This is a genomic window from Peribacillus sp. FSL M8-0224, assembly GCF_038003055.1.
Lineage (GTDB): Bacteria > Bacillota > Bacilli > Bacillales > DSM-1321 > Peribacillus > Peribacillus frigoritolerans.
In genome coordinates this window covers 3930530-3957272 of record NZ_JBBOOJ010000001.1, presented here as the reverse complement: position 1 = coordinate 3957272, position 26743 = coordinate 3930530, and the positions used below count along the sequence as shown (strand labels likewise).

The following is a 26743-nucleotide window of genomic DNA, read 5'->3' as shown; positions in this document are numbered from 1 at the left end:
TTACAAACTTTTTTTCTTTAAAATAATGGTTGACTTCCCTCTAACCTGTAACTAAAATGATTACAACGGGCGATGAACAATCCCAGGAAGCAATCGACTGTACAGTTACTGAATGCCATGTTCTTATATTGATTTTTTTTGCTCGGTGTTGTAACTATTTTGGTTACAAGTTTAGTTGATATTGAAAAGTGAGGGAATATATTATGACAGTGAAAATTAAAGCGTATTCTGATTTTATTTGTCCATTTTGTTTTTTAGGTAAAGGGCCTTTGGACGAAATCGTGAAGGAAAAGGATGTAGAAGTGGAATGGATGCCATTTGAATTGCGTCCTAGTCCATATACGAAAATTGATCCATGGAAGGAACCCGATAAGTTGAATTCATGGGATTCTTACATTCTTCCTGCTGCGAAAAAGCTAGGGGTTGATATGCGTTTACCCCGTGTCTCCCCGCATCCATATACACATTTGGCATTCGAAGGCTGCCATTTTGCAAAGGAGCACGGAAAAGGGAACGAATTCCACAACAGAGTATTTACTGCGTTTTTTCAAGAGGAACAAAATATTGAAGATATAGAAGTGTTGACAAAATTAGCGGGTGAAGTTGAGCTTCCTATAGATGCCTTTAGAGAAGCGTTAGTGTCACGAAAGTATCGGGAAGTGCACCAGCAAGCACTCAAACATGCTTATGAAGAAGCAGATATCAGGGCTGTCCCGACGTTTATTATTGGTGATGAAGTCATTCAAGGACTAGCCAACAAAGAAAGGTTAGCGCAAGTCATTGAGAAGGAAGAAGCAAAAAATAAACAGAATGAATTTGATGGCTTGCAATGTGATGGTATGGGGAATTGCTAATAACGTTTTTACTGTCAGGGAAATGAGAATTTACAACAGTAAGGTCATTTCAAGCTACTTAAAATAGGGCATGATTAGAATACTTACAGAAAAAACCCTTTTATCAAACAATAAAACCTGTTCTTTTACTGTTTAATATAAAAGGGGTATTTTAATGTAATTCTAGTTGAATTGTAGTAATAATATTAGAATCATCAACCCATATATAAGCATTTTTACACTTATGAGTGAAATATCTAATGGCAAAAGTATCTTTTAAACAATCTTTTAAAGTCCAATTGTATAAGGAGAGCGAGATTATTGGCCCCTTTGATGTGTTTTTTAAATAAGCTAACACCTTATCGAACTCCATATCTTCGTATTTCTTTATAAATTCAGGTATTATCTTGTATGATTTTTGTGGTTTCCATTCATATTGTGATTTGCTAATTGTCCCATATAGATTTTTTATTATTGGATTTATGTGACTCGACCTTATCAAGGAGAGAGATTCTTGATTCGGCTTATTTAATATTATTTCTGATGGTACTTCGTTTTCTAATAAAATCTTGGTGTTGTCAAAATGCATAATAATTTCTTCGATGACTTGATTATCAATTCTATCGACAAATAACGAAGTAACACTATTTTCATCTTGGCAACCCAACAGTAAAAAGAATTGAGTTAATAGTGAATATTTTTTTTCGAAATTTGAATTAGGGGTAAATTCCCTGATCTTGAAATCTGAAAAACTGTCTGTATTGTTTTCGAACTGATTATTAGCTTCAGAAGGTTTCAACCATTCCATTAGTAGCCCACCTAGTATGTTTTTTATTTAACCTCAAAATAACTATAACCATTTGCAATGGCTGAATAAGTACCATTTTTTACTGTCCTGAACGTTCCACCAAGTTTTGCACGGTATTTTCCAGCAGACAATCGGTCAGATGATTCATTTCTAATTGTGGAAGTTGGTCGGTTTATAGGATAGCTGAAATTGTGAGTTTTATAATTTTTCCAACCGCCTTTAAGGAATCCGTGATGTTTTTGTATTGTAACTTTTACATTGCTATAAGCTATTACATCTCCACCAACTTGTATTGTCCAAGGGCAATAGGCAGATTTACTTATGACATAACAGCCAACCGTTCCGCGCGCGAAAGAAAGTCCGTATGGAGTGATAACTGATTCATTTCCATTAGAAAGGCTATTTGGTGAATAATCAGTGTTTGCAAGATTTGGTAGTGAATCCAGGTCTATTGTTGGCTCTGCCTCTTGTATTATTACTTCTGTTAATTCTTTAGATGGACCTGTTTCTTCTGCTTTTGATTGATTAGGAAAACTAGTGAACAAAAGTACTGAAAATAAAAATAGAAAAAGCACTTTTCTCATCATAATAACCCCCTAAATAATTATTTTCCATAATAAAATCATATATTTATGGATTTATTACAAAAACTAAAAGGCAGATATAATCATCGGAAGGTGTTATTTTGTTTTGTTATATATACCTATATAGTTAAATTATTACATAGTGTATCATGTTTTTTTGTGAAAACATAGGTTGTTTTACCTAGATATTTTGGTTTTTTCACTTAATTTTTAGGACATTTATATTATTTTTAAGATGAAGAAGGACTGCTTAATATAATTAGCGGAGGTAAATAATTGACAATGAGAATCATTTTCATTTATAGTGGAGTGTGTAATGAAATCAATTCTCAATTAGGAAGGTGATATAGATGAAGGTATTCATTGGTTATGTCAGTTTATCCGGTAATACCGAGAAAATGGCTATAAACATAAAGAATAGAATGAAGGCTGTCGGCTGTGAAGTATATATGGAAAGATTGGACACTGTTGAAGTTGATGCTTTAAAGGATTTTGATTTGGCCTTTATTGGTTTATATACATGGAATCTTGAAGATGTACCGTATGAAGCAAACGAGTTTTATGAAGAAATTGACCAAGTGGACTTTGCTGGAGTGAAAGTTGCACTCTTTGGTGCCGGCGACCTGACCCATTCGAAACCCTGCGCCGCGTTAGATATCCTTTCCGATAAAATGAAGCGATTTGGATTTGATGTATATGATCGAGTATTGAAATTACACCATGAAAGCAGTACATACGAACAACTGAGGAAATGCGAAGACTTTGCAGAGCATGCCCTTATATGGGGAAGCAATAGGAAAAAGTGGAGATTCTTCATGTGGGATCGGTTGCTAGGCAGCCCCAAATACCAAAAGTCTGTATTTTTGTTAAGGAGGGTCCTTGATGATTACCCAATTAAGTGCAAAGGGAGAAGCAAAAAAAGAAGAACTTATACAAGAACTTCTGAAATTCGGGATTTTTAAAAAATATAATAAACAACTATACGAGCTTCCGATCGTAGTTTTACAGAAGGAATTCAATCACTTGAGAGGTGAATCAAAAAATGTCTAGGAGAAGGAAATCTTATACTCAACTGCTAAAAGAAAACCGCGAGCTTCTGTTGCATGACAAAATCGAAGTGGAACGCATCTATACAAAAATCGATCAAAAAGCCATCAATGAAAAAAAGGGCAGTAAGCAAGTACAATCATGATTGGTCAATAAATAAAACCGAAATCTATTTTTTGATTTCGGTTTTTTCACCTTGATTTTTCACTTTTCGCAACAGCTTGTCATGAAGTTTGGACAAGGTAAACAATACAAGGATAGAGCCGATTAATGTTAACGCCATATCCCATTGGGCGTCCCAAATATCACTTTGTGTTCCTAAAAAGTCCTTTGAAGCTTTTCTGCCTTTTGAAATGATGGCAGCTATCCATTCGATGATTTCATAGAGTGCTCCAATGGCAAGCGCAAAACTTACTGTGACAGCAAATAACCACGGTCCTTTTGTTAGGGGGGTTTTACGGATTACTATTTCCCTAATCACAATTGCAAGTAAACCTTTTATGAAATGCCCGAACCGGTCATAGTGGTTCCGGTTTAGATCGTAATGATCTTTTATCCAATTAAATAGAGGAACTTTTGTGTACGTATAATGGGCACCGATGAACATGGTAATTGAAAGAACGGCAATAACGAAATAGGATAATGTAGTAAGGCGGAATTTATTATATGTGGCCATTACATAAATCAGAAACACTACGGCAGGAAGGACTTCCATTGTCCATATCAAGTATCCTTCAGGCTTAATCACTGACCAAATAAACACTGCAGTGACTAGCAATAGAAATAATAAATGAATCAGTCTACTTTTATCTCTTCCCAATTTTTTCACTCCATAAATTTATGATATGTACATAGCAAAAGATTGAAATTCACAATCGGAAAAATCAATCAGATTGTGAATGGATAAAATGCTTAATACTTTCATTTAAATGATTAGCCGCTTTTGTAGGGATTTGATGCTTTACATGATCAATGAATCTTAATTCCGTATAGGGCAATTTTTCATGCAATAAATGGGCATAGCGATACATTGGTTTATCTTTTTCACCATAGATCAGTAAAGTGGGAAGATTGATTTTCTCAAGCTGATGGGTACAGTTATAATGCAAACTATAATGGTAATACTGTTCGATATTTCGGGCATCTCCTTTTAGGGCTTCATTAAACATTTTGTTGAACAGCTTAATGGTATTTGAATTGCTCCATGAGATGGAAAGCGCAAGAATGGGAACTGCGTCTTTCTGGGCAAGTGATATGCCTAAAGAAATCTTTTGCTTTAAAGATGTATCCCTCACTTCAGACATTCCACCTATTACAATGCCACCTAGAGCCCTATCGGCACAACTCAGCAAGAATTCCAGTACGATGGAGCCGCCGGTCGAGTATCCGCATATCATTGCTTTTTTAATTTTCAAATGATCCAACAGATGTTTGATATCTTCTATAATCAGGGGATAAGTTACTGGCTGTCTTGAATACTGACTTCTTCCATGACCCCTAATATCAAAAGTGATAACTTTGAATTCTTCGGATAATTTCTCCAATTGGTATTCGAAATTCACACTAGTCAGTACAGGAGGATGGATAAAAACAATAGGAACCCCTTCTCCCCTAACAGAATAATGCAAGCTGATACCGTCCACATCTAACATTGGCATGAATATTCACCTCATTTGAAGAGTACTTGCATAATATCCCTCCTGAAAGAATTTTCCCTATTTAACATGTTTTTATTACTAATTGTTTTGGTAACAAACATCTTGAATTTTTTGGTTTTTTTTGAACAAGATATTATAGTTCAGGAAATGAACAAAAATATATAAAATAAGGTGATGTAAATGAGAGCAAACATGGATAAAATTTTACCAGTTGTCGCTTCGGTAGGAGTAGGTATAGCCACTTATCAAATGTTGAGTGGAAATGGCGGGAAAATGAAAAATATGGTGCCGCTAGCCACTAACTTGATGGGAATGGGAACTGGGATGCCAGGGCAGAATCAACAACAGCCAGAAAATCAATAAAAACAAAATCATCCCCTATAGGGGATGATTTTGTTTTTTTTCAAGTGTTTCTTCCTGCCTGTGAACAACATATGTAATTCTATTTGGGGTACGCCAACATTTCGAAATCATGACATTACCCAATCTGATTTTAACTATGATTCAAATGTACACCCTTATGAATTTCTGGCTATCCTATTTTTTATCAAATTTAGGCTGGGAGAATGATTCGAACGGTTGTGCCTTTTTGGGGTGAACTTTTTACATTAATGGATCCTCCATGAAGGTGAACCAATTGTTTCGTTATGGCCATCCCAAGACCCGTTCCACGCCCGGAATCACTAGTATTGGTACCACGGTAATAGCGCTGGAAGAGCCTATCTAGAGTTTCATTGTCCATACCTATGCCGTCATCTTCAATCTTAATTATGAGAAGGTGCTGCTCAATAGGCGAAATAGATACTGTAATCGTAGTACCAGCAGGATTATAATGGATTGCATTCGCAATTAGGTTATCAATAATCCGTTGAAACCATTTGGTATCGATGGATGCTATAGCTGTTTCGTTTTTCGGCTGGAAGACGAATTTCATATAGCTGTTAGCCGGATCATTTATGAAATGGATAATGGTTCTGCGTATGAATTCAATGATATCCACTTCTTCTTTCACAATGGGCAGAGCTTGATTTCTTAAACGGTATGTTAATGTTAGGTCTTCAAGTAATTCCATCATATACCCTGACTTTTCAGCAATGATTAAGGCGAATTCTCTTGTCTCTCTTTCTGTCCACGAGTAATTTTCAGATTCAAGCATTTGAGCATAACCTGATATGGAAGCAAGAGGCGTTTTTAAATCATGCGAAAGACCGCTTATCCATTCATCCCTGGTTTGAGTCATTTTCCTTCGTTGGGTTTCGTTTTGATGTAGGGTCTCGGTTAACTGTTCAAGGGTTGTAATCAGATCCTTATATAACCGATATTTCCTTTTTAACTTTCCTTTTTTATTTAACAAGATGGGGCGCTGATGAAGATCGAGTGGCTGTTCATATAAACCACTTCCAAGATTTTGAATCCATTTCATCATCGTAATCAAAGGAACCCCGAATTTACGTGCATACCAGAAAGTACCCGTTAACAACAGAAGAAATAACACTATAAAAATGATTAAAATACTTTTACTGATCCTTTTGAACAAGTTTTCTTCTATAGAGGTCGAACCTGAATGGTTTATACCCACAATTATTGTCTGTTCTGTCTCTGCATCAAAGAAAGCATCAACTGAATCGTGTTCACTCTCTGATAAGGTTTGAATGTCCTGATTCGTGTATGAGATCCCTTCCTTTTCGCTACCATATCCATCCAATACCTTACCGGTCGAATTGATTAATTGAATCCAACCTTCTTCCTCATCTATTTGCTTAAGAGTAGCAGCGGAAAGATTAAGATGATGATTTTTCCAATCGATACTTGTCTTAACCTCGTTTAACAGACTAGTCTCAGAACTTTTTCTACCGAATATAAGTAACTGGGGCTGCGGATACGCTTCATCTAATTTCCAATGGAAGTATTCCACAGGGTCAGAGCTATTTTGTAGCATTAAACCAGCAAGTTCGCTCTCATTAAAATGTGAAGGTACATTTTCTGAAGTATTGTAAGCTCCAATGACATCGCCTTTTGTTGTCAGGACTAGGAGCCAGCCATTCTGATTCTTTGCCAGCTGTTTTAATTCGTCATCGAATGTCACTTTTTTACCTTGTATCGTAATCCTATCAGAAAAGAAAGTGCTATCTGCCTTTGATAAGTCTTGTGTAACCTCGTCATTCATGATGGAAAAGCCAATGATCGCCCAAATGGACAATAGAATAAAGAAAAATATGATGAAAACAAGAATTAATTGGATAAAAAACTGTACAATAAAACGTTTATGAATGTTCATGTTTACTACCATCAGAAATAAATTTATAGCCAAGTCCTCTTACAGTAATAAGATGACGTGGTTTACTTGGATTGTCCTCAATCTTTTCCCGAAGTTTACTAATATGGACCATAACGGTATTATCCTCACCTAAAAATTCTTCGCCCCACACTTTTTCATAAAGCTGGCTTTTACTAAAAAGCTGATTGGGATATTTACAAAAGAATAGTAGTAGCAGGTAAACTTGTGCAGGCAATTCTACTTTTCTGCCATTCACGGTCACTTCTCCAGATAGAATGTTTACTTGGATTTGTCCGTATTGGTAAAACGTTTGGGGAGTGTGTGAAATCTTTCCTGAATGACGCCGTAAATGTGCTTTTACCCTTGCGACAACTTCAAGTGGATTAAAGGGTTTTGTAATATAATCGTCTGCGCCTAATGCAAATCCAGAAAGTTTATCCAAATCTGTTGAACGTGCCGTAAGAAAGAAAATGGGGGCATCGGTAGTTTCTCTAATGAGCGGACAAATCTCAAAACCACTGCGATCTGGGAGCATAACATCCAAAAGGATTAAGTCATATCTTTTTGTTTGACATAAGGTCAAAGCGTCCGCAGCAGTAGATGCTGTATCTATATTTTTGAATTCTTCTCTTTTTAGAATCGTTGTTAACATATGTAGTATTGCTTTTTCATCATCTACAATTAATATTTGTGTCTCTTGCATATGGATACTCCCATTCTATTATGATATATAAATTATCATATCATTCGTTTACCAATTATTTAATAATTAAGGAAAAATTAAGGTGGAGTTTCTGATAGCTTAAGAAAGAACATCTATAATAGTCCTTAAGTGATGAACAGGAAGGAAGAGACTTAGTATGTATATTATTGGAAAAAGAGAATTTATCAGCTTATTTAAAGGAATTAAATCAGTCATTATAGTAATGATGTTATTAGCTACCTCCTATTATTCGGCCAAGTTTTCCGATTTATTAACGTCTGGGATTGAACTTACAGCGAGGGAAGCTGAAAATATACACACAGTTGGTCTTTTGATCCTTATATTATTTTTTGGTCAATTATTTGTTATGGGCCTTTCACACGATAGCCTGAACAGAGAAACACACGAACGCACTATACGATTTTTAGTGACAAGAACGTCAAGAACCTCCATTATACTGGGGAAGTTTTTAGGTATTTGGCTATTTTGGCTTATTTGCCTAACGACCTCCTTCTTGCTTACCAGCATCTTTTCCCAGAAGATTGATGTTTTTATCTTTACTCAGACAATGAGTTTATTAACCTACCAAATAGGCTTAACAATCTTACTTTCCGTTCTCATTCCTAAGCCTGGATTTACCATGTTCCTTGGAATCATGGTTGGGGTAGCTTTTCCTATCATTGGATTATGGGTTTCCTTTACGTCGAATGTTTGGGTGAGTTGGATAAAATTCATAACCCCCTATTATTATCTGATTAGGGAAGACTATACCTTTTTGGTGATTATTATATTAGCAGGTATCATGCTCGTTATCGCCAATCTGATTTTCAAAAGGAGGGAATGCTGATGAACGCCATAGAAACAACGCAGTTAAAGAAATCGTATGGAGCGGTACCAATCGTAAAAGGAATTGATCTTATCGTGGAAAAAGGAGAAATCTTTGGTTTTCTAGGTCGTAACGGAGCTGGTAAATCAACCTTCATCAATATGTTAACCGGCATTATTCAACCCAACTCTGGAACGTACTCGCTTCTAGGTGTAAAAGGTTCAAATGATCAGGTAAAGAAGAGGATTGGGGTAATGCCTGATTACTCGACATTATATGGCTCGTTAACGGCGGTGGAGCATTTGAAGTTTTTATCAGCTCTTTCAGGAAATCCTGCAGGAAAAGATAGGTGTATTGAAGTCTTGCAGTTAGTTGGTCTTGAATCTCATGCTCATAAAAAAGCCGCTAAATTTTCATTCGGTATGAAAAAGAAGCTTGGAATTGCACAAGCCATCATCCATGAACCTGAGCTAATCTTTCTAGATGAACCAACTTCAGGTTTGGATGCGGAATCCGCAATCCATATTCAAAAGCTGATCAAGGATCTGCAAAAAAAAGGTGCGACCATTTTCATGACATCCCACAATCTTTATGAAGTAGAGAAAATATGCACTCGAATAGCGATTATGAAAGAAGGTCAGATTGTTAATATTGGCACAATGGAAGAACTCAGGAACTTATATAGGTCGACGATAAGGGTCAAGCTTAAGCATTCTTCGGTACCGAAATCGGAACAAGTAAAATTACATCAGTGGCTGGAGTCAGTAGGTACAGAACTGGAAATGAAAGATCCTTACATGACTATCAATATTGATGATGAGAAAAAGATTGCTGATATGATCCGAGCTTTCAATCAGTGTAAGGTTGATGTCTTACGTGTAAAAGTAAAAGAACCATCACTAGAAGAAATCTTTTTGGCCGAATAGGTTAAATGAATATAAGTTTATAAAGCACATTGATTTAAAAATTCAGGCGGTGATTTTATTTATTCTATAATGAGCTTACCTCAAAAAAGATTATCCAAGGATGCGATAAAAGTGTGGATGTTAAGTGAAACGATTACGAATCTAATCGCATTCATCATACTTGGAGTCTTACTTTACTTAGATTATCGTTTTTCTTGGAAAGAGTGGATCGGTTGGATTCTGATTGGGATTACAGTTATCTCTGTGCTAGGTGCAGCCTGGTCATTGATCAGCCCTTTTCTTCTTTATAAAAACTGGCGCTTTGATGTAGATGAAGAGTTTTTACAATTGAAATCTGGTGTACTAAATGAAGTGCATGAACTTGTTCCAATGACAAAAATTCAATCGGTTGCAACCAAACAAGGACCGTTACTTAGAAAATACGGACTCTGTTCAGTTTCAATTGAAACGATGGGTTCCTCTCACTCGATACCAGCTCTACCAAAAGAGGTTGCTATCAAGTTAAGGAATCAGATTGCTCAATATGCAAAAATTAAGGAAGTGGAGCAATGAAGACAGCAAAACGATACAATCCACTTCTTATGCTTTTTAACTTCTGTAAATTAGTCAGGAATTCCATTTTCTTTGTCATTTATTTCTTTGTGATCAAAGCTGGTTCTGAATCCACCTTCATCACATATGGCAGGGTTGTTTTTTTTATCGTTTTCGGATTAACACTTATTTCAATTATTTTAAAATGGTTCACCCATAAATACGAACTTGATTATCGTTCCTTTCATCTATACAAAGGAATTTTCAATAAATCTGAACGAACCATTCCTTTTTCTAAAATTCAAAACGTCAACCGTCATACGTCTTTATTCCATCGAATTTTTAAAGTGACTTCCGTTAATTTTGAAACAGGTATAACAGGTGAGGATGCTGCTGTTAGATTCGAAGTCATTTCTCAAAAGGAAGCAAATCGAATGGAAATGCATATGAATAGTACTGTTAACGAAGAATTGGCGACCATTCATGCTAGCGAATATAAAGATATTCTTTCTGTTGAAGCGGAAGTTAAAAAAGAGATTTCAAATCGGACCAATCATTATAAGCCGACAAAAAAGGATATTATAAAAGCTTCCTTTACATCTCTTAGTTTTCTGGTCCTTATTCCTTTTATTAGTTCTTTATATTTTAAAATCAATGAAATCTTTCATGTGGAAAATAAAGCAGTGGGAATTTTTGAAAAGCTAATAGGCTCTTGGTGGATGATGACGATCATCATCATTGTTTTCGTCATTGCTTCTATCACTTTCGGAATAGTGAGGACATTTTTAAAATATGGGAATTATCAAATTTCCTCAGACCATGATCGAATTTACATTACGAAAGGTCTAATCGATGAAACTGCCTTTTCTATAGCCAAAGAAAAAGTGCAGGCAATTGAAATTAAACAGTCCTTCATGAAACGGTTGCTCGGACTTGCCGAAGTGAAACTGACAAGTGCAGGTGGTTTAAGTTTGGACGAAGATACGCTTGAAACCAACTCACTCTATCCCTATCTACCTGTTAAACGGGCATATGAAATAGTCTCGGAAATTTTGCCATTCTATGAAATATCACCTAAGATGATTCCCCTCCCGATCAAATCCTTTTGGCTGCGCATACTGTGGCCAAGCTGGCTTTGGGTCGTAGCAACAATTTTCTTATTTTATTTCAAGCCAACTGTTCTGGAAGTGGAAGAAGCTTGGTGGATGCTATCTGCTATCCTGTTAATAATTATTGTTGTTTCAAGGTTATTAGATTTCTTCAATACCTTCTACATTTTGAACAATGACTTCATTCAATTCAAAACCGGGAGTTTCACCACATCTTTATTCGTGTCAAGACGAGATAAGATCATTGAAGTGAACGTAACCCGAAATCTCATTCAAAAAATGCTCGGCCTTGCCTCCATTGGGACAATCAACCGGGCTAAACCGGTGCATCATGCTGGTATTGACCATGTTTCTTTTGAGGTGGCTGATTCATTTTACAAATGGTATATGGAACGTAGAAATGAAATCAAAGTTGAATGAAAGGGTATAACATAAAGATAGGGCCAACATCAGGATAAGTGTTCGATCAGATCATGATTACTAATATATATAAATAAAGCCTATGAATGAGGATGGTGCATTGTCAATAATGGGATTCCTTTTCGGCACTTCCTGTGGATAATATTTACCATTTTTTATAATTAAAGTAATAAAACACCAATAAAATAACTCCTTGCGTTATAATGAATGGGCTCCAAGGGAAGTGTCAGAAACCTGCAGGAGTCATTTGAATGGAGGTTATATGTGTTGAAGAAAAAATTATTGGTCATGATTCCAACAGTTGCCTTGATGTTGGCCCCTTTAGGAACGGGGACTTCAATTACCGAAGCGGCATCAAAGGGAAGTCAAATCCAGAAAATCGAAACGAAGGCGGAAACACGCCCGACCCTCAAGAAAGGCTCACGTTCGAGTTATGTAAGAGACTTACAGCAAAGCCTTAAAGATGTTAAATATCATGTAGGTGTTGATGGGATTTTCGGTCCCCAAACACAAAATGTGGTAAGGGAGTTCCAAGTGGATCATAACTTAGCTTCAGATGGTATCGTCGGACCGAAGACATGGGCTGCTTTAGATGAAAATAAGGTGGAAAGAAGACAGTTCACGGAGAAAGACGCTATCGCGTTAGGGAAGAAGAAGCTGGGTAACAACATCGTATTCAGCGGTGATGGCAGATTGCTGAAAGATGGCAAGGGAAAATCATATTACAACTTTAAAGCAGCTAATAAAGATTGGATCGATCAAGGCGGCACAGGAACGATTGGGTGGTTCCACATTTATAAAGATGGCCGTGTAGTGGAACAATAAAGGATATACATGCAAAAATGGTTCTCACTTTAAGTGGGATTTTTTTTATGTGAAGCATCAAGAAGACTAAATACATCTATTTTTGGCTATAAATAACAAGTAAATACAGATATAATAGTAAATGGACAGCAATTTGGTATAGTGGGCAGCGGTCACTCCTTTTCAGAAAGGGGGTGTCGCTGGTGATTTCTATTATGGACGGACTGATGCTAATGATTTCATTCGCCTCTTTAATCGTCGCAGTAATCGCGGTTACATTAAAAAAGTAACCCCCTCCATACCATCCGGCCAGATGTATGTAGGAAAAGGGTTACTTTCATGATCGAGTAGCAACTGACTTACCACAGAAAGCCGCTGCTCTTTATGCAGTTTGCTGTTCATTGAGACGCTGGTTTAACCAGTGTCTTTTTTTTATATTTATTATTATATCCTCATTTTCCCTATACATTCAACTAAAAAACCTGGATGAAATCTTGAATAAAAGTAAAATCATTTAGATTTTCGTTAAATTCCTGCCGTTTTCCAGTTTGAATGATTTCATTCCTTTATAAGAAACAATCGCAGGAATCATACAAAGCAAGGCCATCGGTAAACAATAAAGCAGATAGAAATGCCCTCCGTTATCAAGCAAGGGAATGAAGGCTAAAGCAACAAAAAGTAAAGTGAAAAAAATGATCGTGAAAATCCCGAATGATTGATGATAGAATGCATGAATTTCCCTTCTTCGTTCATCTTGGTTGGGTAAGGTCTTTACTGCTTTGTGCGTTCGAAGGAATAGGTACAAGGAGAACATTAGAAATAACGCGGAAAATGGCAAAGCGATCGCAAATAATGAAACGTCAAGAATGGAAAGATAAAAGCTGGATAAAAAGAAAACCTCTGATACCCCTAATGCAAAACAATAATTGAAGATACTTATTCTATCAGGTTGTTTAAGCATGAAATCCCTCCTTCTATATCATATTATGCAACTGCTTTCATGTTCACCACTTTGTCACATTTAAAAGGTAAAAAATCCTCCCGGTTCCACTCAGCACCGCTCGCTGCCTAGTGGGATGTATCAAGCCTCCAGATGTTGAATAGAGTCTTTGCATATTACGAATAGTAATAAAATATCGCTTAAAGGGGGGAGTGCTCAGTGACTGTAAAAACGGCAATCAAAGGATTTTTGCTTGTTCTTCTATTATATTTCCTTTATGTAGTTGTGACGGCTGTTGTTCTTTTCCCCAAAGCAGAAAAAGAAGAAAACAGGCCGATAAAACAGGTAAGTGAATATATGGGAGAGAAGGAAGCCACCGTGGATCGTGTCCTGCTTTTCGAAGACGGTTATGAGTCGGGACTCGCCAGAATGCGAATGATCCAGGAAGCCCAGCATTCAATCGATATCGCCTACTATGCTTTTGGAAAAGGTGAATCAACCGAGCTTTTTCTTGGAGCCTTGATCGATGCGGCTGACCGAGGTGTCAAAGTCCGAATCCTTCTGGATGGAATATCTCATGGACTCAGAGGGCAATTAAGCAGTGCCCGTTATGCATTGGCTTCACATGAAAACATTGAATTAAGATATTACGAAACCTTTAAGCCATTTAAGCCGTGGACCTGGCATAATCGCCTTCATGACAAGATCATCACGGTAGATGGAAAGTTAGGCATCATCGGAGGGAGGAATATTGCCGATAAGTACTTAGCAAATAAGCCGCCGAGGAATTTTGTCTATGACAGGGATGTACTCATTTTCAATGCTAAAGAGGAGAAAGATAGTGTAATCGTTGAAATGAAGGGCTATTTGAATGAATTATGGACCCATCCGTATACGAGCGATGTTTTTTCGGACCTGTCGAAAAGGCAAACGGAAAAAGGAAAACGCGAAAGAGATGCGTTAGCGAAAAAATACAGCAAAGCTTTGCGCACTGAAACCGATTTCGTGAACCCAGTCGTCGATTGGGGTAAGGCTACTACACCTACTAAAAAAGTGTCCTTCATTCATAATCCGATCGAACGGTTCAACAAATACCCTATTGTGTGGAGATCTTTATTGGATATTGCTGCGAACGCCAATCAATCGGTATACATCCAAAGTCCCTATATTGTCCCAGCGGATGCCTTGAAGGAATATGTACCGAAGCAATTGGATTCAAAGGCTGATTGGACCATACTTACCAACTCGGCTGCATCAACCCCGAATATGATCGCTTTTTCCGGTTACTTGGCTTTTAGGGATAGCGTCGTTGAGACGGGGGCAAGGCTTTATGAATATTCAAAGCCTTATTCTTTGCATGGTAAATCGGTTGTCTATGATCAACGATTAAGTGCAGTGGGTTCCTACAATTTGGATTCTCGATCTGCCTTTTTAAATACGGAATCGATGGTGGTCATCGATAGTGAAAGATTTGCAGCGCAGTTGATAGGAGCGATGGATTCAAAAATCAAAAATAGTACACTCATTGCGGACAATAAAAAATATATACAACCGCCTGAAGATCAGAAAAAGGAAGAGTCCTTTTTTAAGGCCACCTTTTTAAATGCCCTCTCGAAAATTACGGTATATTTGAATAGGTTCATTTGAAACATGACTAAAAAGACAGCAATCTCAGTGATTGTTGTCTTTTTAGCCTTTTGCGGAGATTATCTTATGAATACATATGTAATTTGCTATACTTGAGCAAGCTAATCACAATAATCGTAAGGAGAACAGAAACATGCAAACATTACAGCACCTATCGAAACATATTGTCTACCTGCCGCCAGTTCAGGAAACGGATCGCCCGGTTCTTGCCGCCGTGACGGGAAACAAGAAAACGCTCATCATCGATGCCGGTAACTCTGTCAGGCATGCACAGCTCTTTGAGGACGAATTGCTTCGGAATGATATAAGCGGGAATTTCCTCGTTCTTACCCATTCACACTGGGACCATGTATTCGGACTGGAGAATATCGGGATTCCGGTGATTTGTCAGGAAAAAACATACACGAACATTAAAGATATGCAGCAGCTTTCATGGGAAGATCGGGCCCTTGATCAACGTGTCGAAGAAGGGACGGAGATTGCCTTTTGTGCCGATGCAATCAAATTGGAACATGGGACGAATAGAGAGATTTCCCTCCCCCTGCCCGATATCATCTTTGAAAAAACGATGACGATCGATCTCGGCGAGATAACCTGTGTCATCGAACATGTTGGCGGCGACCATGCCAAAGATTCCTGCATCATTTATATACAGGAGGAAAAAACCTTATTTCTGGGAGACTGCCTGTATGCCAATCTTTATGCGGAAAAATGGAATTATACGGCTGAAGAGGCTTTGCTGCTTCTTAAGAAAATTGAAGCCTATGATGCCGAAACATATATACTTTCCCATCATGATCAGCCTCGCACGAGACTGGAGATGGAGGCGGAGCTTAAGCTAATGAAAGAATGTGCCAGAGCGGTGGTCGAACATCGGGGAAGCCGGGCTTTAATGGAGCAGGAATTGGCTAAAGGATTAAAGCGGGATTTAACTGAGGACGAGCTCGAAACGATTGGATTTTTCGTGAATGGGTATGTTGAGAGTGACTGAACTCTAAAGTGGGGTATGAGCTCGGCATTATTGGGCTCATACCCAGGCCTCAAAAGAGATAATAAACGTTATTAGTGCTGAAACGATAAGAACTGATAGGATGCCTGATATGATTTTCCCTGCTTTTGCTCCTCTATTATCGGGATATATATGACCAATAATATAGGAGGGGATGAAAAAGATAGCCGAATAGAACACTGTATAATGAATACCTGAATCTCCATTTGACCAGCCGCTAATTCCGATAGTATGTAAAATATGATCTCCCATGCAAGATTTATCGCCAAATTCAAACGTAAACAATATTCCCAATAAACATAGCACGAAAGAAAGTGAACCTAATCCGATATCTTTTGTTTTCATAACTTCAATGGTTGTCATGTTCTTTTTTCTCCTTGTATTAAAAACCAAATTATGGTTTTTATTGTAAGATAACTCAGCTAGTACTTAAATCCCTACACCTGTACCAGAACCCCAATTAAAAACTGCACCTCCAATTGTCTAACAATTAGGGTGCAGTTCACATTAATTATGAGCTTTTTCTAGAGCTAGCTTTATCCCGAAACCAATCAAGACCGTCCCGGTTATCCCCTCGAATATCGCTTGGGTTCTAGGCTTTTTCATAAAAGCACTGATTTGGTTCAGCAGATAGATATAAAATACAAACCACAACGCAGTTAAAACGGTATACGTCATGCCCATGATCAGGAATGGTAAAAACGTATCATTCCCCGGATTCACGAACTGAGGCAGAAACGTTAAAAAGAAGACGGCCACTTTAGGGTTCAGCAGATTGGTAAGGAACCCTTGCTTAAAGCATGACTGGTTTTCGTACTTACTTTTGACCGTCGTTTCCGCCGCTGCGGCCACTTGCTTATTCCTTAATCCCCATAGTGTCTTGAAGCCTAGATATACCAAGTAAACGGCACCGACATATTTGAAGATGGAAAATAATAAAGCGGATTTCACAATGATTGCTGAAAGCCCGAACACGGCAGCAGATGTATGAATGAGCAGGGCACAGCATGTGCCGAACATCGTTTTAAAACCTCCCGACGTCCCCACGGTAACGGTGTTCCTTGTGGCTATTGCTGTATCTGGACCAGGTAAGATGATGAGAAGGATGCACATGATGATGAACAGATAAAAGTTTTCCATATTCGGACCTCCACTCTTAGCGATGAATTCTGAAAATTATAACATAGATGCACGTGGTTTAGGGAGATAAATTTGATAGTTAATGATTACAACAAAAAACAAGCCAAATCAGTTTTTGATCTGGCTCGTTTTTTTGAAAACATTTTGTCAGGGCGACTTTTTCAACACAGCACGTACCGGACTTCCATCTGCTTCAACTAAAGGAAGAGGGAGGGCTGCCAACTCATAATTACCCGGTCCGATGCCGTCCAATACAAGTCCTTCCAAAATGTGAATGCCATGATCGGCAAGTTCATGGTGGGCAGACAGCTCTTTACTATCCAGTGGATCTACTGATGGTAAATCAAGTCCAATTAGACGGACGCCGTGTTCTGATAGATATGCCGCTAATTCTGGCTGGATATGTGGAATGGTTTGTGGAAACACACTTCGATCCTTCCATGCATCCGTGCGAATTAACAGACGGGTAACGCCTTGTAGATCTATATGGGATAATTCATCGACTCCGATGCTTGTCTTGTTTGGTAAATGGATAACTCGGGCATTTCCCATATATAAGTCGAGATCCAAATCAATCACTCTTTTTCCATCATCATCGAAATGAAAAGGTGCATCAATATGGGTACCGGTATGGATACTCATATTGATTTGACCTACATTGACAGATCCGCTCTGTTCTTTACTCCAATTGACTTTATAAGAGAAAGGTGTATCTCCAGGCCAGACTGCAACGTTATCATCCAGACGTTGTGAAATATCAATCCATGTCCCCATGCATTTACCTCCGTCTCTACTGGCTGTTTCTTGAATATCTTATAGCTTCGTTCTTAGACTCCATAGCTCTGGGAAAAAGTGTTGATCCAGTGCTCTTTTTAAATACGTTACACCTGATGATCCGCCAGTACCTTGTTTATTACCAATGATTCTTTCCACTGTAGTCATATGATTAAAACGCCATAATTGCTGTTGGTGGCCAATGTCCACTAACTTTTCGCCCAGCTCATATAAGTCCCAATATTGCTCTACATCGCGGTAAACTGTCAGCCAAGCCTCTTCAACACTGGCATTTGGTTCATACCTTTGTGACCAATCCCTGCTGATGGCTTCTTGATCAATAGGTAATCCGCGCGCCACAAGAGCATTGATCGCCGCGTCATAAATACTTGGCTCATGAAGGGCCTGCTGCATTTGCTCGTATAAATCCGTTTGGTGCTGATAGACGGATAGCGTATGGACATTTTTGTTTCCTAATGCAAATTCAATCAAGCGATTCTGATAAGATTGGAATCCGGAAGATTGTCCCAGTTTATCCCTGAACTCCATGTATTCAGCCGGCGTTAAAGTTGAAAGGACATTCCATGACTGGATCAATTGCTGCTGGATCCTCGAAACGCGGGACAGCATTTTAAACGAAGGTTCCAACCTGTTTTGGCGTATGGACTCAGTTGCTGCTGTCAATTCATGCAAAATGAGCTTCATCCATAGCTCACTCGCTTGATGGATAACGATAAATAGCATTTCATCATGATGATCGGAACATCTATGCTGACTGGTTAAAATCTTATCAAGGTGGAGGTAATCTCCATAGGACATCGATTTTTGAAAGTCGGTTTGAATTTCTTTCTCTAAACCCGTTATTGTTTGTTCATTTTTATCTGTATTCTTCATTCCGCAATCTCCTCACTTTTCGCAAAAAACTATTTATTCCGTCATTCTATTCTATCTTCTTTTCCAGAGGTTCTTCCATTACATTATGGTTAATATTTCTTCTTTTTGAAACAAAATAAGCAACAGCTAAAAATAGTAACCAAGGAATCCCGAATTGAAGCATGATTTTGAAATCCGTAAACCATGACGTAATCATCAAACTGAATAGAAGAACGGCTCCTAGTATCGTTAAATAGGGGAAACCGATCATCCTAACAGGTAATTTGCGTCCGCCGGTTTTCTCCCATTTCACCCTGAAAAACAAATGGGAAATGAAGATCATGAGCCATGTGAACATGGCACCGAACATGGAAATCCCCATCATGAAAGCATAGGATGAACCAGGAAGTAACGCATGAACGCCTGCAGCGATGAAAATCCCCGTTGAAGAGACAGCAAGGGCTTTCGTAGGAACACCGCTTTTGTTTAACTTTCCTAAAAAGGTAGGTGCATGTTTTCCGCGTGCCAATGAAAACATCATCCGTGTTGAAGCATAGAGCTGAGCGTTCATGGCAGATATGGCCGCCGTTAGAATAATAAAGTTCATGATCCCGGATGCACCTGGAATGTTCAGGATTTCCATCACTTTTACGAATGGGCTTACCTCGATCCCGGCCGTTTTCCAAGGAACGATCATCAGCATGATGCCGATTGTCAGCACATAGAAAGTGGATAAACGGAACACGGTCGCTTTTAATGCTTTTGGGACGGCTGCATCCGGATCTTTTGCCTCCCCTGATGTAACCGCTATCAATTCAGTTCCAAGAAAGCTGAATAAAGAAATAAATACGGCTATCCACATCCCCTTCAAACCAAATGGGAAAAAACCGCCTTCATTCACGAAGTTTTCCGGTCCTATATGCGGCTGTTCGGATGAACCGAACAGTACATAGGCTCCAAGTAGGATAAAACCAACAATGGCACTTATTTTAATAAAGGAGAACCAATACTCAAATGTCGCGAATGTATTCACGCTGGTAGCATTTACATAAATCAGGACACCTGCAAACAACAAAATCCATACGATTCCCGGCACGGTCGGAAACCAATAATTCATATATACGCTGACTGCACTTACTTCAACCCCAACGGCCAAAACATTGCCAATCCAATAGGAATAGCGGACAAGATAGCCTGCCATTGGACTCATGTACTTTTCCGCAATGGCCCCAAAAGATCCGGAAGTAGGGTGGGCAACCGTCATTTCGGCTAAACAGCCCATCAATAGTAAGACAATGAACGCCCCAAGAGCATAACTGAGCAATACACTTGGCCCTGCCGCTTGAATCGCAAGTCCGCTGCCAAGAAATAGCCCCGTCCCGATGGCACAGCCCATCGCGATCATGGAAAGCTGACTTGTTTTCAGCTCTCGCTTTAATCCTTTTTCTGGCTCATCTTTAAAGTTCAATTGAGTATTGTTTTTCTCCATAGTTCATCTCCTTTTTATCAAAAAGATTTATCCTGCCCTAATTAATTAACCATTTGAGGGATGAGCCCCATCTGGCGGAACTCCAGGTTATGCGACCACTTCACGCTCATTCTTGTATTTTTCATATTGTTTTTCTGACATGATTTTCTTGAGTATTTGTACAACTTCCCAAACTTCCGCATAAGAAGTATAGAGTGCAACCGGGGCGAGGCGAATGATGTTAGGTGCACGGAAATCTGGAATGACACCGTTCTCTTTCAATGCCTTGCATATCCGTGCAGCTTCTTTATGCTCGAGGCTTACATGACCACCGCGGCGGATGTCTTCTCTGGGAGTTCCAATGAAAAAGCCCATGTCTTCCAATTCGAATTCGACTAAATCCATTAAATATTGATTGATTTTCAGGGATTTTTCACGAATATTTTCAATTCCAGCTTCTATAAAAATGTCCAAAGACCCAATCAAAGGTGCACAACTTAACACATGCGGCGTGCCAATTTGATACGCTCCTGCTGATTCAGCTGGTGTTAAGGTATGTTCCATATCGAATTGTTTATCTTTTTTGGAGCCGAACCATCCAGCCAATCCAGGCATCGTCCCAAAATGTTTTCGATTTACATATAAACCGCCAACACCGCCAGGGCCGCCATTTAAATGTTTATAATTGCACCAATAAGCAAAATCCACATCCCATTCGCTGAATGAATGCGGGATGGCACCGATGGAATGACATCCGTCAAATCCGATTACAATGCTTCTTTTATGAGCTTCATCAGTCAATCGTTTCATATCCAGTATTTGACCGCTGCGATACAGGACCGTTGGCAAGATGATCAAAGCGATGTCATCGGTCATTGCTTCGATAATGTCATCTTCTTCAAGAAATCGGCCATCACGGCTTTTCACGCGGATGAGATCGGTTTCCGGATCGTATCCATGTGTACGCAGCTGACTTTGAAGAGCATAAATATCAGTCGGGAAGGTTAATTCATCAGCCAAAATCTTTCTGCGCATTCCTTCAGGCTTATAAAAAGTAGCTACTAGCTGATGCAGATTTACAGTTGTGGAGCCGGTTACAATAACTTCCTCGGGAGAAGCTCCGACCAATTGGGACATCTTCGCGCCCAATTTCTCAGCCATGAAAAACCATGGGTGATTCCCTTGCGTCCATCCATCAATCCCATGCTCTTTCCAATCTTCCAAAGACTCCAGAAGAGTGCGTTCAGCCCTTTTCGAAAGAAGCCCCAATGAGTTCCCATCCATATAGATGGAATCCGGCTTTAAATAAAACTCTTCCCGAAAATCTTTAAGCGTATCATTCTCATCCATTTGTTTAGCGTGATCCAATGTATATTCAGAAACCATAATCATCCTCCTATATTAGTTTTTTTAAATTCTAGGAGAATCGTACCAAAGAATATGACACGGTGTCAATAAGTTAATTCAGAAAATTATAAACATTAAAACTGACATTCCAACAAATGTTTTTTATTTTATGGAAATCCTTTATGCTAGAAGATAAAGGGAGGAATAGGCATGGAGAATGGCAAAGTAGGAGATAAACGGCATTTACGCTCGATCATGACACGACAAAAGCTATTGGAAGCTGCAAAGGAAATATTTCTTGAAGAAGGTTATCAAGCTGCGCTTATTTCCCAAATGATCAAAAGAGCAAACATCGGATACGGGACGGCCTATGTTCATTTTAAAGGGAAAGAGGATCTGTTAATTGTATTAATGGAGAATGTAATGGAGCAATTCTATGAAATTGCCGAGACCTCTTTCTTCCCAAAATCAAAAGACGAAGCAAAACATATCATCAACAGACAAGCTAATGCATTTTTGAAAATGGCAGAAGCTGAACGCAATATGATGCAGGTTTTCGAACAGGCCATTGGCATATCAACCATTATTTCAGATAAATGGAAAGCGATCCGCATGAAGTTCATTCAGCGAATTTCACAGGACGTCGCCTATGCACAGCAAAATGGGCTGGCAAGAACGGAACTAAACCATGAGCTTGTCGCAAGAGGATGGTTTTTCACAAATGAAATGTATCTGTGGGAAATCGTCCGAAACGAACATCGAAGTTCAGTAGAAGAAATCGCTCAAACCATCACCTCAGTTTACGTCGAAGGCTTATATGTATAATGATAATGGCAGCTCACCAATCTTCCGGTTATATACAATCGGAAGTTTTTTTTATTTTCAAAACTCACGAGTATAGCCGCGGAATTCACGAGTAAACTGCTCAAACTCACGAGTAAATAGCGCAAATTCACGAGTAAAGCGCCCAAACTCACGAGTAAATAGCGCAAATTCACGAGTAAAGCGCCCAAACTCACGAGTAAAGCCGCAGAACTCACGAGTAAAGTGCAAATTCACGAGTAAAGTGCCCAAACTCACGAGTAAATAGCGCAAATTCACGAGTAAAGTGCCCAAACTCACGAGTAAATAGCGCAAATTCACGAGTAAAGCGCCCAAACTCACGAGTAAATAGCGCAAATTCAGGTATATATCACTCAAACTTACAAGTAAGGTGCAAATTCCCGAGTAAACCGCCAAAACACCCTCCTCATTAGCATCGGACTTACAGCGTCTACTCCTTAAGTCTTACTAGAAAATATAGCTAAGGCTCATTATACGAACCTGTAAAAGTAGATAAGATATAAACATAGAAAGGAGGACGAAAACAATGAAGAAATTTGGTTTATTTATTGTAGGACTGATCGCACTTTTCCTGTTGCTGGCGAACGTTGGTCCACTGATCAGCCTGGCGATTTGCTTGGCGATCCTATACTTTGGGTTCAAGCAGTTCATGAAGTCCGAATCGACAGGGGCGAAGATTGCGTGGGGGTCAGTCTCCATTATCGTGCTGATCGTTTCTATTTCCCATATCCCGGCAATATTGGGACTGGTGGCAGCTTATGTTCTTTACCTGGTTTATAAAAAATGGAATGAAAATGATGAAAGTGCATCATCGAAAGAAAGTGACCCATTCTCAAATTTTGAAAGAGAGTGGAAAGAGTTGAATAAGAACTAATAGAAGGGATGTAATGGGAATGGGTAATTTATTTTCAAGAATGAAACAAACGATTTCGGCTGATTTTCACGATCTATTGGATAAAAAGGAGCAAAAAAATCCAATAGGGATGTTAAATCAATATTTGCGTCAATGTGAGCAGGAGACGGAAAAGGTCGGTAAGTTGCTTGAACGTCAATATCTTTTGAAAGAAGAGTTTACACGTGAGTATAATCAAGCGCAAAATCTAGCTGAAAAACGTAAGCATCAGGCTGAGATTGCCAAGCAGTCGGGAGAAACCGATTTGATGGAATTTGCTGTAAAGGAAAGCCTGCACTATGAAGAGCGTGCACAAAGTTTGAAAGAGGCGCATAAAAGTGCAGAGGTTCAGTTGGCTGAGTTGGAGCGGAAATATGAAGAAATGAAACATAAGCTGAAGGATATGCATCTAAAGCGGTTGGAACTGATGGGCAGGGAAAATATTGCCCGGGCAAACAACCGGATCAATCGGGTTTTGGACGGAGGCAGTTCCGAAGCCAAACCGGTAGCGATGTTTGAAGAAATGGAGCATTATATCGATCGCATCGAGCACCAGGTCCATACAGATTATAATCGGCATACGATCGATGCCAGGATTGTTCAGCTTGAAAAAGAATTGGAACAGAAAGAAGCGTAAAGTTTTTTTAAGGCATCGCTGTCATCCCCTCGCCTTTTGGAATGGAGGGCGGGGGAAAACAGGCTGTCAGAACGTGACAATTTCATGGTATTCTTAAAAGGCACGGGTTTCTGTGCCTTTTAAGAATATCGTGATCATATAAAGGGGAGGCGAACCGATGTTGAACAAGATGAAGACGGACTATATGGGATGGATACTTCTCATCGGAGTCGTCCTGATTTTTTTAGAGATTGCATTTACGGGTGGAGGTCTCCTTTTTTCCCTCGCTTTTTCAATAGGATGCATCTATTTAGGCAGGAAATTCACAAAACGGACAATCGGGAAAATCCTATTTTTTATAGGGCTGATTTCGCTTATCATCAATGTCTTGAATATGTTCGTCTTTAAATTTTTCCTAATGGCGATCCTCATTTATCTTTTGTTTTTATATTATCAGTCCAAAAAGAATCCTGATTGGGTCAGTCCCATTTTAACCAATGATGATTCGGACGAAGAAAAGATCAATAAGGAACGACTGCTGAAAACCGATTATCTATTTAAAAATAAGTTGTTTGGTCATCAACAAACGACCGAACATGTATATGAATGGAATTCCGTGAATGTTCAGGGCGGGGTCGGTGATACGGTTATCGATTTAAGCAAAACGATTTTACCGAAAGGCGATGCTGTCATTTCCATCAGGAATATCATTGGCAATATCACTGTCCTTGTACCGTATGGCATCGAAATCAGGGTCCATCATTCTGTCATTGCAGGCAGAGCGCGGATTTTTGAAAATAAGCCTGAATCCAGGGTCTTTAATCAAATTTATTCCTACCAAACGGAAGGGTTCAATGAAACGGATCACAAGGTTCATATCATCACTTCAATCTTAGTTGGCGATTTAGAGGTGAAGCGTATATGAGCATACTGACACGGCAGATATTGACTGCCCTTGGTGTTGCTTTCGTTCTTTCCCTTGCTTTGCCGGCGATGGTTTTCTTCATCTTTCCTTTATCCGATTGGAGTGTATTGTGGGAGAAAGTGGTCATGGGATTACCCTTCGTCATATTTTTGCCAAGCCTGGTCATGACGGTAGGGCTGATTTATGGAGTGGTTTCGGGTATGTTTTGGAAGAGACAGCTTGAAAGGGTGGATGAAGGTCTGCATTTCCTTGAACAGGGCCGCTTACCCTCGCAACAGGAAACGTATCCAATTCAAGAGATGGCTAAAATGGCGGAACGGATGCAACTGATCCATAAGCAAATCAATGAGCAGACAAAACTATCGCAAAAAATGGCGAATGAAAAGGCCATTGATCAGGAGAAACAGATCCAGGAAATCGTTTCCCAGGAACGAAACCGTTTAGCGCGGGAGCTGCATGATTCGGTGAGCCAGCAATTGTTTGCCGCTTCGATGTTCATGTCGGCCATCACCGAATCACAATCCGATATGGAAAAAACGGAAATGAAACAATTCAAGGTAGTGGAAGAAATGATCCATCAATCCCAGCTTGAGATGAGGGCGCTATTGCTTCACTTGAGACCTGTTGCATTAAAGGGAAAATCTTTACATGAAGGAATGAAGGAGCTTCTTTTGGAATTGGCCCAAAAAGTGACGATGGATATAAATTGGAAGATGGAGCCTGTCACTCTGGATAAGGGGATTGAGGACCATCTGTTTCGGATTTTACAAGAATCGATTTCCAATACGCTGAGACATGCAAAAGCGAATTCGCTTGAAGTGCTATTGATCGTTCGTGATGGATTGATCATTTTACGAATAACGGATGACGGCATCGGTTTTAACGTCGAGGAGTCGAAAACGGGATCATATGGTCTGCAAAACATGCATGAACGGGCTGTTGAATTAGGCGGGACGATGCAAATTGTAAGTGTTCAGAATAAAGGAACGAAACTTGAAGTGAAAATCCCATTATTAAATGCTGGAGGTGATCATGATGATTAAAGTATTATTTGTCGATGACCATGAAATGGTAAGGATAGGGGTATCGGCTTATTTATCCGCACAGTCGGATATCGAAGTGATCGGGGAAGCGGACAATGGTTTGAAAGCTGTAGAACTGGCAATGGAATTGCGTCCGGATATCATTTTGATGGATTTGGTGATGCCGGAAATGGACGGCATAGAAGCGACGAAACGAATTATTGAAAAATGGCCAGAAGCAAAGATCATCATTGTGACAAGCTTCCTAGATGATGAAAAAGTGTACCCGGCATTGGAAGCCGGAGCGACGAGCTATATGCTGAAAACATCAAAGGCCAGCGAGATTGCGAGAGCTGTCCGTTCCACTTTCCAGGGTCAAAGCGTACTTGAACCTGAAGTGACGGGAAAAATGATGGAAAAGCTGCGTCGCCCAAAAATCACCCAGCTTCATGATCAATTGACAAACCGTGAAATGGAAATTTTACTGCTGATGACTCAAGGGAAAACGAATCAGGAAATTGCCGATGAACTATACATAGCCCTGAAAACCGCCAAAGTGCATGTCAGCAATATATTAAGCAAGCTTGCCGTGCAGGACCGTACGCAAGCAGTGATTTACGCATTTAAGCATTCGCTCGTTCATGACGAACAATGACGCAAAAAAAGGGGCTGTCCCAAAAGGATAAAACCAGCCAAAAAGAAGCAAATAAAAAAATCAAG

32 protein-coding genes are annotated in these 26743 nt (G+C 39.2%); 18 read left to right on the top strand and 14 right to left on the bottom strand.

The features are described 5' to 3' along the window. Window positions 1-203 precede the first annotated feature (203 nt). The gene (locus tag MKX49_RS19060; protein ID WP_340877350.1) at window positions 204-854 is read left to right on the top strand and encodes a DsbA family oxidoreductase; all 651 of its coding nucleotides are present in this window, start codon (window positions 204-206) and stop codon (window positions 852-854) included. A gap of 151 nt (window positions 855-1005) precedes the next feature. Here MKX49_RS19060 and MKX49_RS19055 read toward each other — a convergent pair whose 3' ends face one another. Both MKX49_RS19055 and MKX49_RS19050 read right to left on the bottom strand, forming a co-directional pair. After that, on the bottom strand, window positions 1006-1641 hold the full coding sequence (locus MKX49_RS19055; protein WP_340877348.1) for a hypothetical protein: 636 nt from the start codon (window positions 1639-1641) through the stop codon (window positions 1006-1008). 23 nt (window positions 1642-1664) lie between these two features. Beyond that, on the bottom strand, window positions 1665-2228 hold the full coding sequence (locus MKX49_RS19050) for a hypothetical protein (protein WP_340877347.1): 564 nt from the start codon (window positions 2226-2228) through the stop codon (window positions 1665-1667). Window positions 2229-2575: 347 nt separating this feature from the next. Between MKX49_RS19050 and MKX49_RS19045 the strand changes: the two genes are divergently transcribed. The 3 genes from MKX49_RS19045 to MKX49_RS19035 are packed head-to-tail and all read left to right on the top strand — an operon-like array spanning window position 2576 to window position 3417. After that, on the top strand, window positions 2576-3187 hold the full coding sequence (locus MKX49_RS19045; protein WP_340877346.1) for a flavodoxin domain-containing protein: 612 nt from the start codon (window positions 2576-2578) through the stop codon (window positions 3185-3187). Further along, on the top strand, window positions 3108-3275 hold the full coding sequence (locus MKX49_RS19040) for a Fur-regulated basic protein FbpA (protein ID WP_340877345.1): 168 nt from the start codon (window positions 3108-3110) through the stop codon (window positions 3273-3275). The genes MKX49_RS19045 and MKX49_RS19040 overlap by 80 nt, the downstream gene beginning before the upstream one ends. Continuing rightward, a complete protein-coding gene (locus MKX49_RS19035) occupies window positions 3268-3417 on the top strand; it encodes an FbpB family small basic protein (RefSeq protein WP_095679135.1) in 150 nt (49 codons plus the stop codon). Before MKX49_RS19040 ends, MKX49_RS19035 begins: the two co-directional genes overlap by 8 nt. 24 nt (window positions 3418-3441) lie before the next feature. On the opposite strand, the gene MKX49_RS19030 is transcribed toward MKX49_RS19035, so the two are convergent. Beyond that, window positions 3442-4092, bottom strand: coding sequence for a DUF2238 domain-containing protein (locus MKX49_RS19030; RefSeq protein WP_340877343.1), 651 nt, complete (start codon window positions 4090-4092; stop codon window positions 3442-3444). 64 nt (window positions 4093-4156) lie between these two features. Continuing rightward, window positions 4157-4930 (bottom strand): alpha/beta fold hydrolase, encoded by a 774-nt coding sequence (locus tag MKX49_RS19025; RefSeq protein WP_336865521.1) that lies wholly within the window; start codon window positions 4928-4930, stop codon window positions 4157-4159. Between the two features lie 180 nt (window positions 4931-5110). Here MKX49_RS19025 and MKX49_RS19020 point away from each other — a divergent pair, with 180 nt between their 5' ends. Further along, the gene (locus tag MKX49_RS19020) at window positions 5111-5293 is read left to right on the top strand and encodes a hypothetical protein (RefSeq protein ID WP_034309625.1); all 183 of its coding nucleotides are present in this window, start codon (window positions 5111-5113) and stop codon (window positions 5291-5293) included. Between the two features lie 190 nt (window positions 5294-5483). Here MKX49_RS19020 and MKX49_RS19015 read toward each other — a convergent pair whose 3' ends face one another. Then, the gene (locus tag MKX49_RS19015; RefSeq protein WP_340877341.1) at window positions 5484-7208 is read right to left on the bottom strand and encodes a sensor histidine kinase; all 1725 of its coding nucleotides are present in this window, start codon (window positions 7206-7208) and stop codon (window positions 5484-5486) included. Beyond that, window positions 7195-7911, bottom strand: coding sequence for a response regulator transcription factor (locus MKX49_RS19010; protein WP_340877340.1), 717 nt, complete (start codon window positions 7909-7911; stop codon window positions 7195-7197). Before MKX49_RS19010 ends, MKX49_RS19015 begins: the two co-directional genes overlap by 14 nt. Window positions 7912-8068: 157 nt before the next feature. Here MKX49_RS19010 and MKX49_RS19005 point away from each other — a divergent pair, with 157 nt between their 5' ends. The 5 genes from MKX49_RS19005 to MKX49_RS18985 all read left to right on the top strand — a co-directional run bounded on the left by MKX49_RS19005 (window position 8069) and on the right by MKX49_RS18985 (window position 12548). Continuing rightward, window positions 8069-8758 (top strand): ABC transporter permease subunit, encoded by a 690-nt coding sequence (locus MKX49_RS19005; RefSeq protein ID WP_034309620.1) that lies wholly within the window; start codon window positions 8069-8071, stop codon window positions 8756-8758. Next, window positions 8758-9663 carry an ABC transporter ATP-binding protein gene (locus tag MKX49_RS19000; protein ID WP_336865526.1) on the top strand — a complete coding sequence of 302 codons (906 nt, stop codon included), beginning with the start codon at window positions 8758-8760 and terminating at the stop codon, window positions 9661-9663. The genes MKX49_RS19005 and MKX49_RS19000 overlap by 1 nt, the downstream gene beginning before the upstream one ends. 117 nt (window positions 9664-9780) lie before the next feature. Then, window positions 9781-10215: a PH domain-containing protein gene (locus MKX49_RS18995; RefSeq protein ID WP_419721607.1), complete on the top strand. Its 435-nt coding sequence runs from the start codon at window positions 9781-9783 to the stop codon at window positions 10213-10215. Then, the gene (locus MKX49_RS18990; protein ID WP_340877339.1) at window positions 10212-11723 is read left to right on the top strand and encodes a PH domain-containing protein; all 1512 of its coding nucleotides are present in this window, start codon (window positions 10212-10214) and stop codon (window positions 11721-11723) included. Before MKX49_RS18995 ends, MKX49_RS18990 begins: the two co-directional genes overlap by 4 nt. Window positions 11724-11987: 264 nt before the next feature. Beyond that, a complete protein-coding gene (locus MKX49_RS18985) occupies window positions 11988-12548 on the top strand; it encodes a peptidoglycan-binding domain-containing protein (RefSeq protein ID WP_340877338.1) in 561 nt (186 codons plus the stop codon). A 493-nt stretch (window positions 12549-13041) separates the two neighbouring features. Here the strand turns inward: MKX49_RS18985 and MKX49_RS18980 are convergent, their stop codons facing one another. Further along, window positions 13042-13488 (bottom strand): hypothetical protein, encoded by a 447-nt coding sequence (locus MKX49_RS18980; protein ID WP_053536088.1) that lies wholly within the window; start codon window positions 13486-13488, stop codon window positions 13042-13044. Between the two features lie 198 nt (window positions 13489-13686). On the opposite strand from MKX49_RS18980, the gene MKX49_RS18975 reads away from it, so the two are divergent. After that, complete coding sequence (locus MKX49_RS18975) at window positions 13687-15114, top strand: phospholipase D-like domain-containing protein (RefSeq protein WP_336865530.1); 1428 nt, start codon at window positions 13687-13689, stop codon at window positions 15112-15114. Between the two features lie 133 nt (window positions 15115-15247). Beyond that, window positions 15248-16105 (top strand): MBL fold metallo-hydrolase, encoded by an 858-nt coding sequence (locus MKX49_RS18970; RefSeq protein ID WP_340877336.1) that lies wholly within the window; start codon window positions 15248-15250, stop codon window positions 16103-16105. A gap of 36 nt (window positions 16106-16141) precedes the next feature. Here MKX49_RS18970 and MKX49_RS18965 read toward each other — a convergent pair whose 3' ends face one another. The 6 genes from MKX49_RS18965 to kynU form a co-directional block, all read right to left on the bottom strand. After that, complete coding sequence (locus MKX49_RS18965) at window positions 16142-16486, bottom strand: hypothetical protein (RefSeq protein ID WP_340877335.1); 345 nt, start codon at window positions 16484-16486, stop codon at window positions 16142-16144. Window positions 16487-16630: 144 nt separating this feature from the next. Further along, a complete protein-coding gene (locus tag MKX49_RS18960) occupies window positions 16631-17263 on the bottom strand; it encodes a LysE family translocator (RefSeq protein WP_063594553.1) in 633 nt (210 codons plus the stop codon). A 147-nt stretch (window positions 17264-17410) separates the two neighbouring features. Then, window positions 17411-18037, bottom strand: coding sequence for an arylformamidase (gene kynB, locus MKX49_RS18955; protein WP_338566304.1), 627 nt, complete (start codon window positions 18035-18037; stop codon window positions 17411-17413). Window positions 18038-18076: 39 nt separating this feature from the next. Continuing rightward, window positions 18077-18931, bottom strand: a complete 855-nt coding sequence (kynA, locus tag MKX49_RS18950) for a tryptophan 2,3-dioxygenase (protein WP_048679521.1) — start codon at window positions 18929-18931, stop codon at window positions 18077-18079. A 46-nt stretch (window positions 18932-18977) separates the two neighbouring features. Next, a complete protein-coding gene (locus tag MKX49_RS18945) occupies window positions 18978-20399 on the bottom strand; it encodes an amino acid permease (protein WP_048679518.1) in 1422 nt (473 codons plus the stop codon). Between the two features lie 87 nt (window positions 20400-20486). After that, a complete protein-coding gene (kynU, locus tag MKX49_RS18940) occupies window positions 20487-21764 on the bottom strand; it encodes a kynureninase (protein WP_340877332.1) in 1278 nt (425 codons plus the stop codon). A 171-nt stretch (window positions 21765-21935) separates the two neighbouring features. Here kynU and MKX49_RS18935 point away from each other — a divergent pair, with 171 nt between their 5' ends. Beyond that, window positions 21936-22550 carry a TetR/AcrR family transcriptional regulator gene (locus MKX49_RS18935; RefSeq protein WP_048679510.1) on the top strand — a complete coding sequence of 205 codons (615 nt, stop codon included), beginning with the start codon at window positions 21936-21938 and terminating at the stop codon, window positions 22548-22550. Between the two features lie 57 nt (window positions 22551-22607). Here the strand turns inward: MKX49_RS18935 and MKX49_RS18930 are convergent, their stop codons facing one another. Further along, window positions 22608-22964, bottom strand: coding sequence for a hypothetical protein (locus MKX49_RS18930; protein WP_340877331.1), 357 nt, complete (start codon window positions 22962-22964; stop codon window positions 22608-22610). A 130-nt stretch (window positions 22965-23094) separates the two neighbouring features. Between MKX49_RS18930 and MKX49_RS18925 the strand changes: the two genes are divergently transcribed. The 5 genes from MKX49_RS18925 (at window position 23095) to MKX49_RS18905 (ending at window position 26678) form a co-directional block, all read left to right on the top strand. Continuing rightward, a complete protein-coding gene (locus tag MKX49_RS18925) occupies window positions 23095-23442 on the top strand; it encodes a lmo0954 family membrane protein (protein WP_034309581.1) in 348 nt (115 codons plus the stop codon). A 19-nt stretch (window positions 23443-23461) separates the two neighbouring features. Next, window positions 23462-24097, top strand: a complete 636-nt coding sequence (locus MKX49_RS18920) for a PspA/IM30 family protein (protein ID WP_034309579.1) — start codon at window positions 23462-23464, stop codon at window positions 24095-24097. Window positions 24098-24254: 157 nt separating this feature from the next. Then, window positions 24255-25001: a cell wall-active antibiotics response protein LiaF gene (gene liaF, locus MKX49_RS18915; protein WP_057276865.1), complete on the top strand. Its 747-nt coding sequence runs from the start codon at window positions 24255-24257 to the stop codon at window positions 24999-25001. Then, entirely contained in the window at window positions 24998-26044 is a 1047-nt protein-coding gene (locus MKX49_RS18910; protein ID WP_340877330.1) for a sensor histidine kinase, read from the top strand. The genes liaF and MKX49_RS18910 overlap by 4 nt, the downstream gene beginning before the upstream one ends. Continuing rightward, a complete protein-coding gene (locus MKX49_RS18905; RefSeq protein WP_214744755.1) occupies window positions 26037-26678 on the top strand; it encodes a response regulator transcription factor in 642 nt (213 codons plus the stop codon). The genes MKX49_RS18910 and MKX49_RS18905 overlap by 8 nt, the downstream gene beginning before the upstream one ends. Window positions 26679-26743 lie beyond the last annotated feature (65 nt).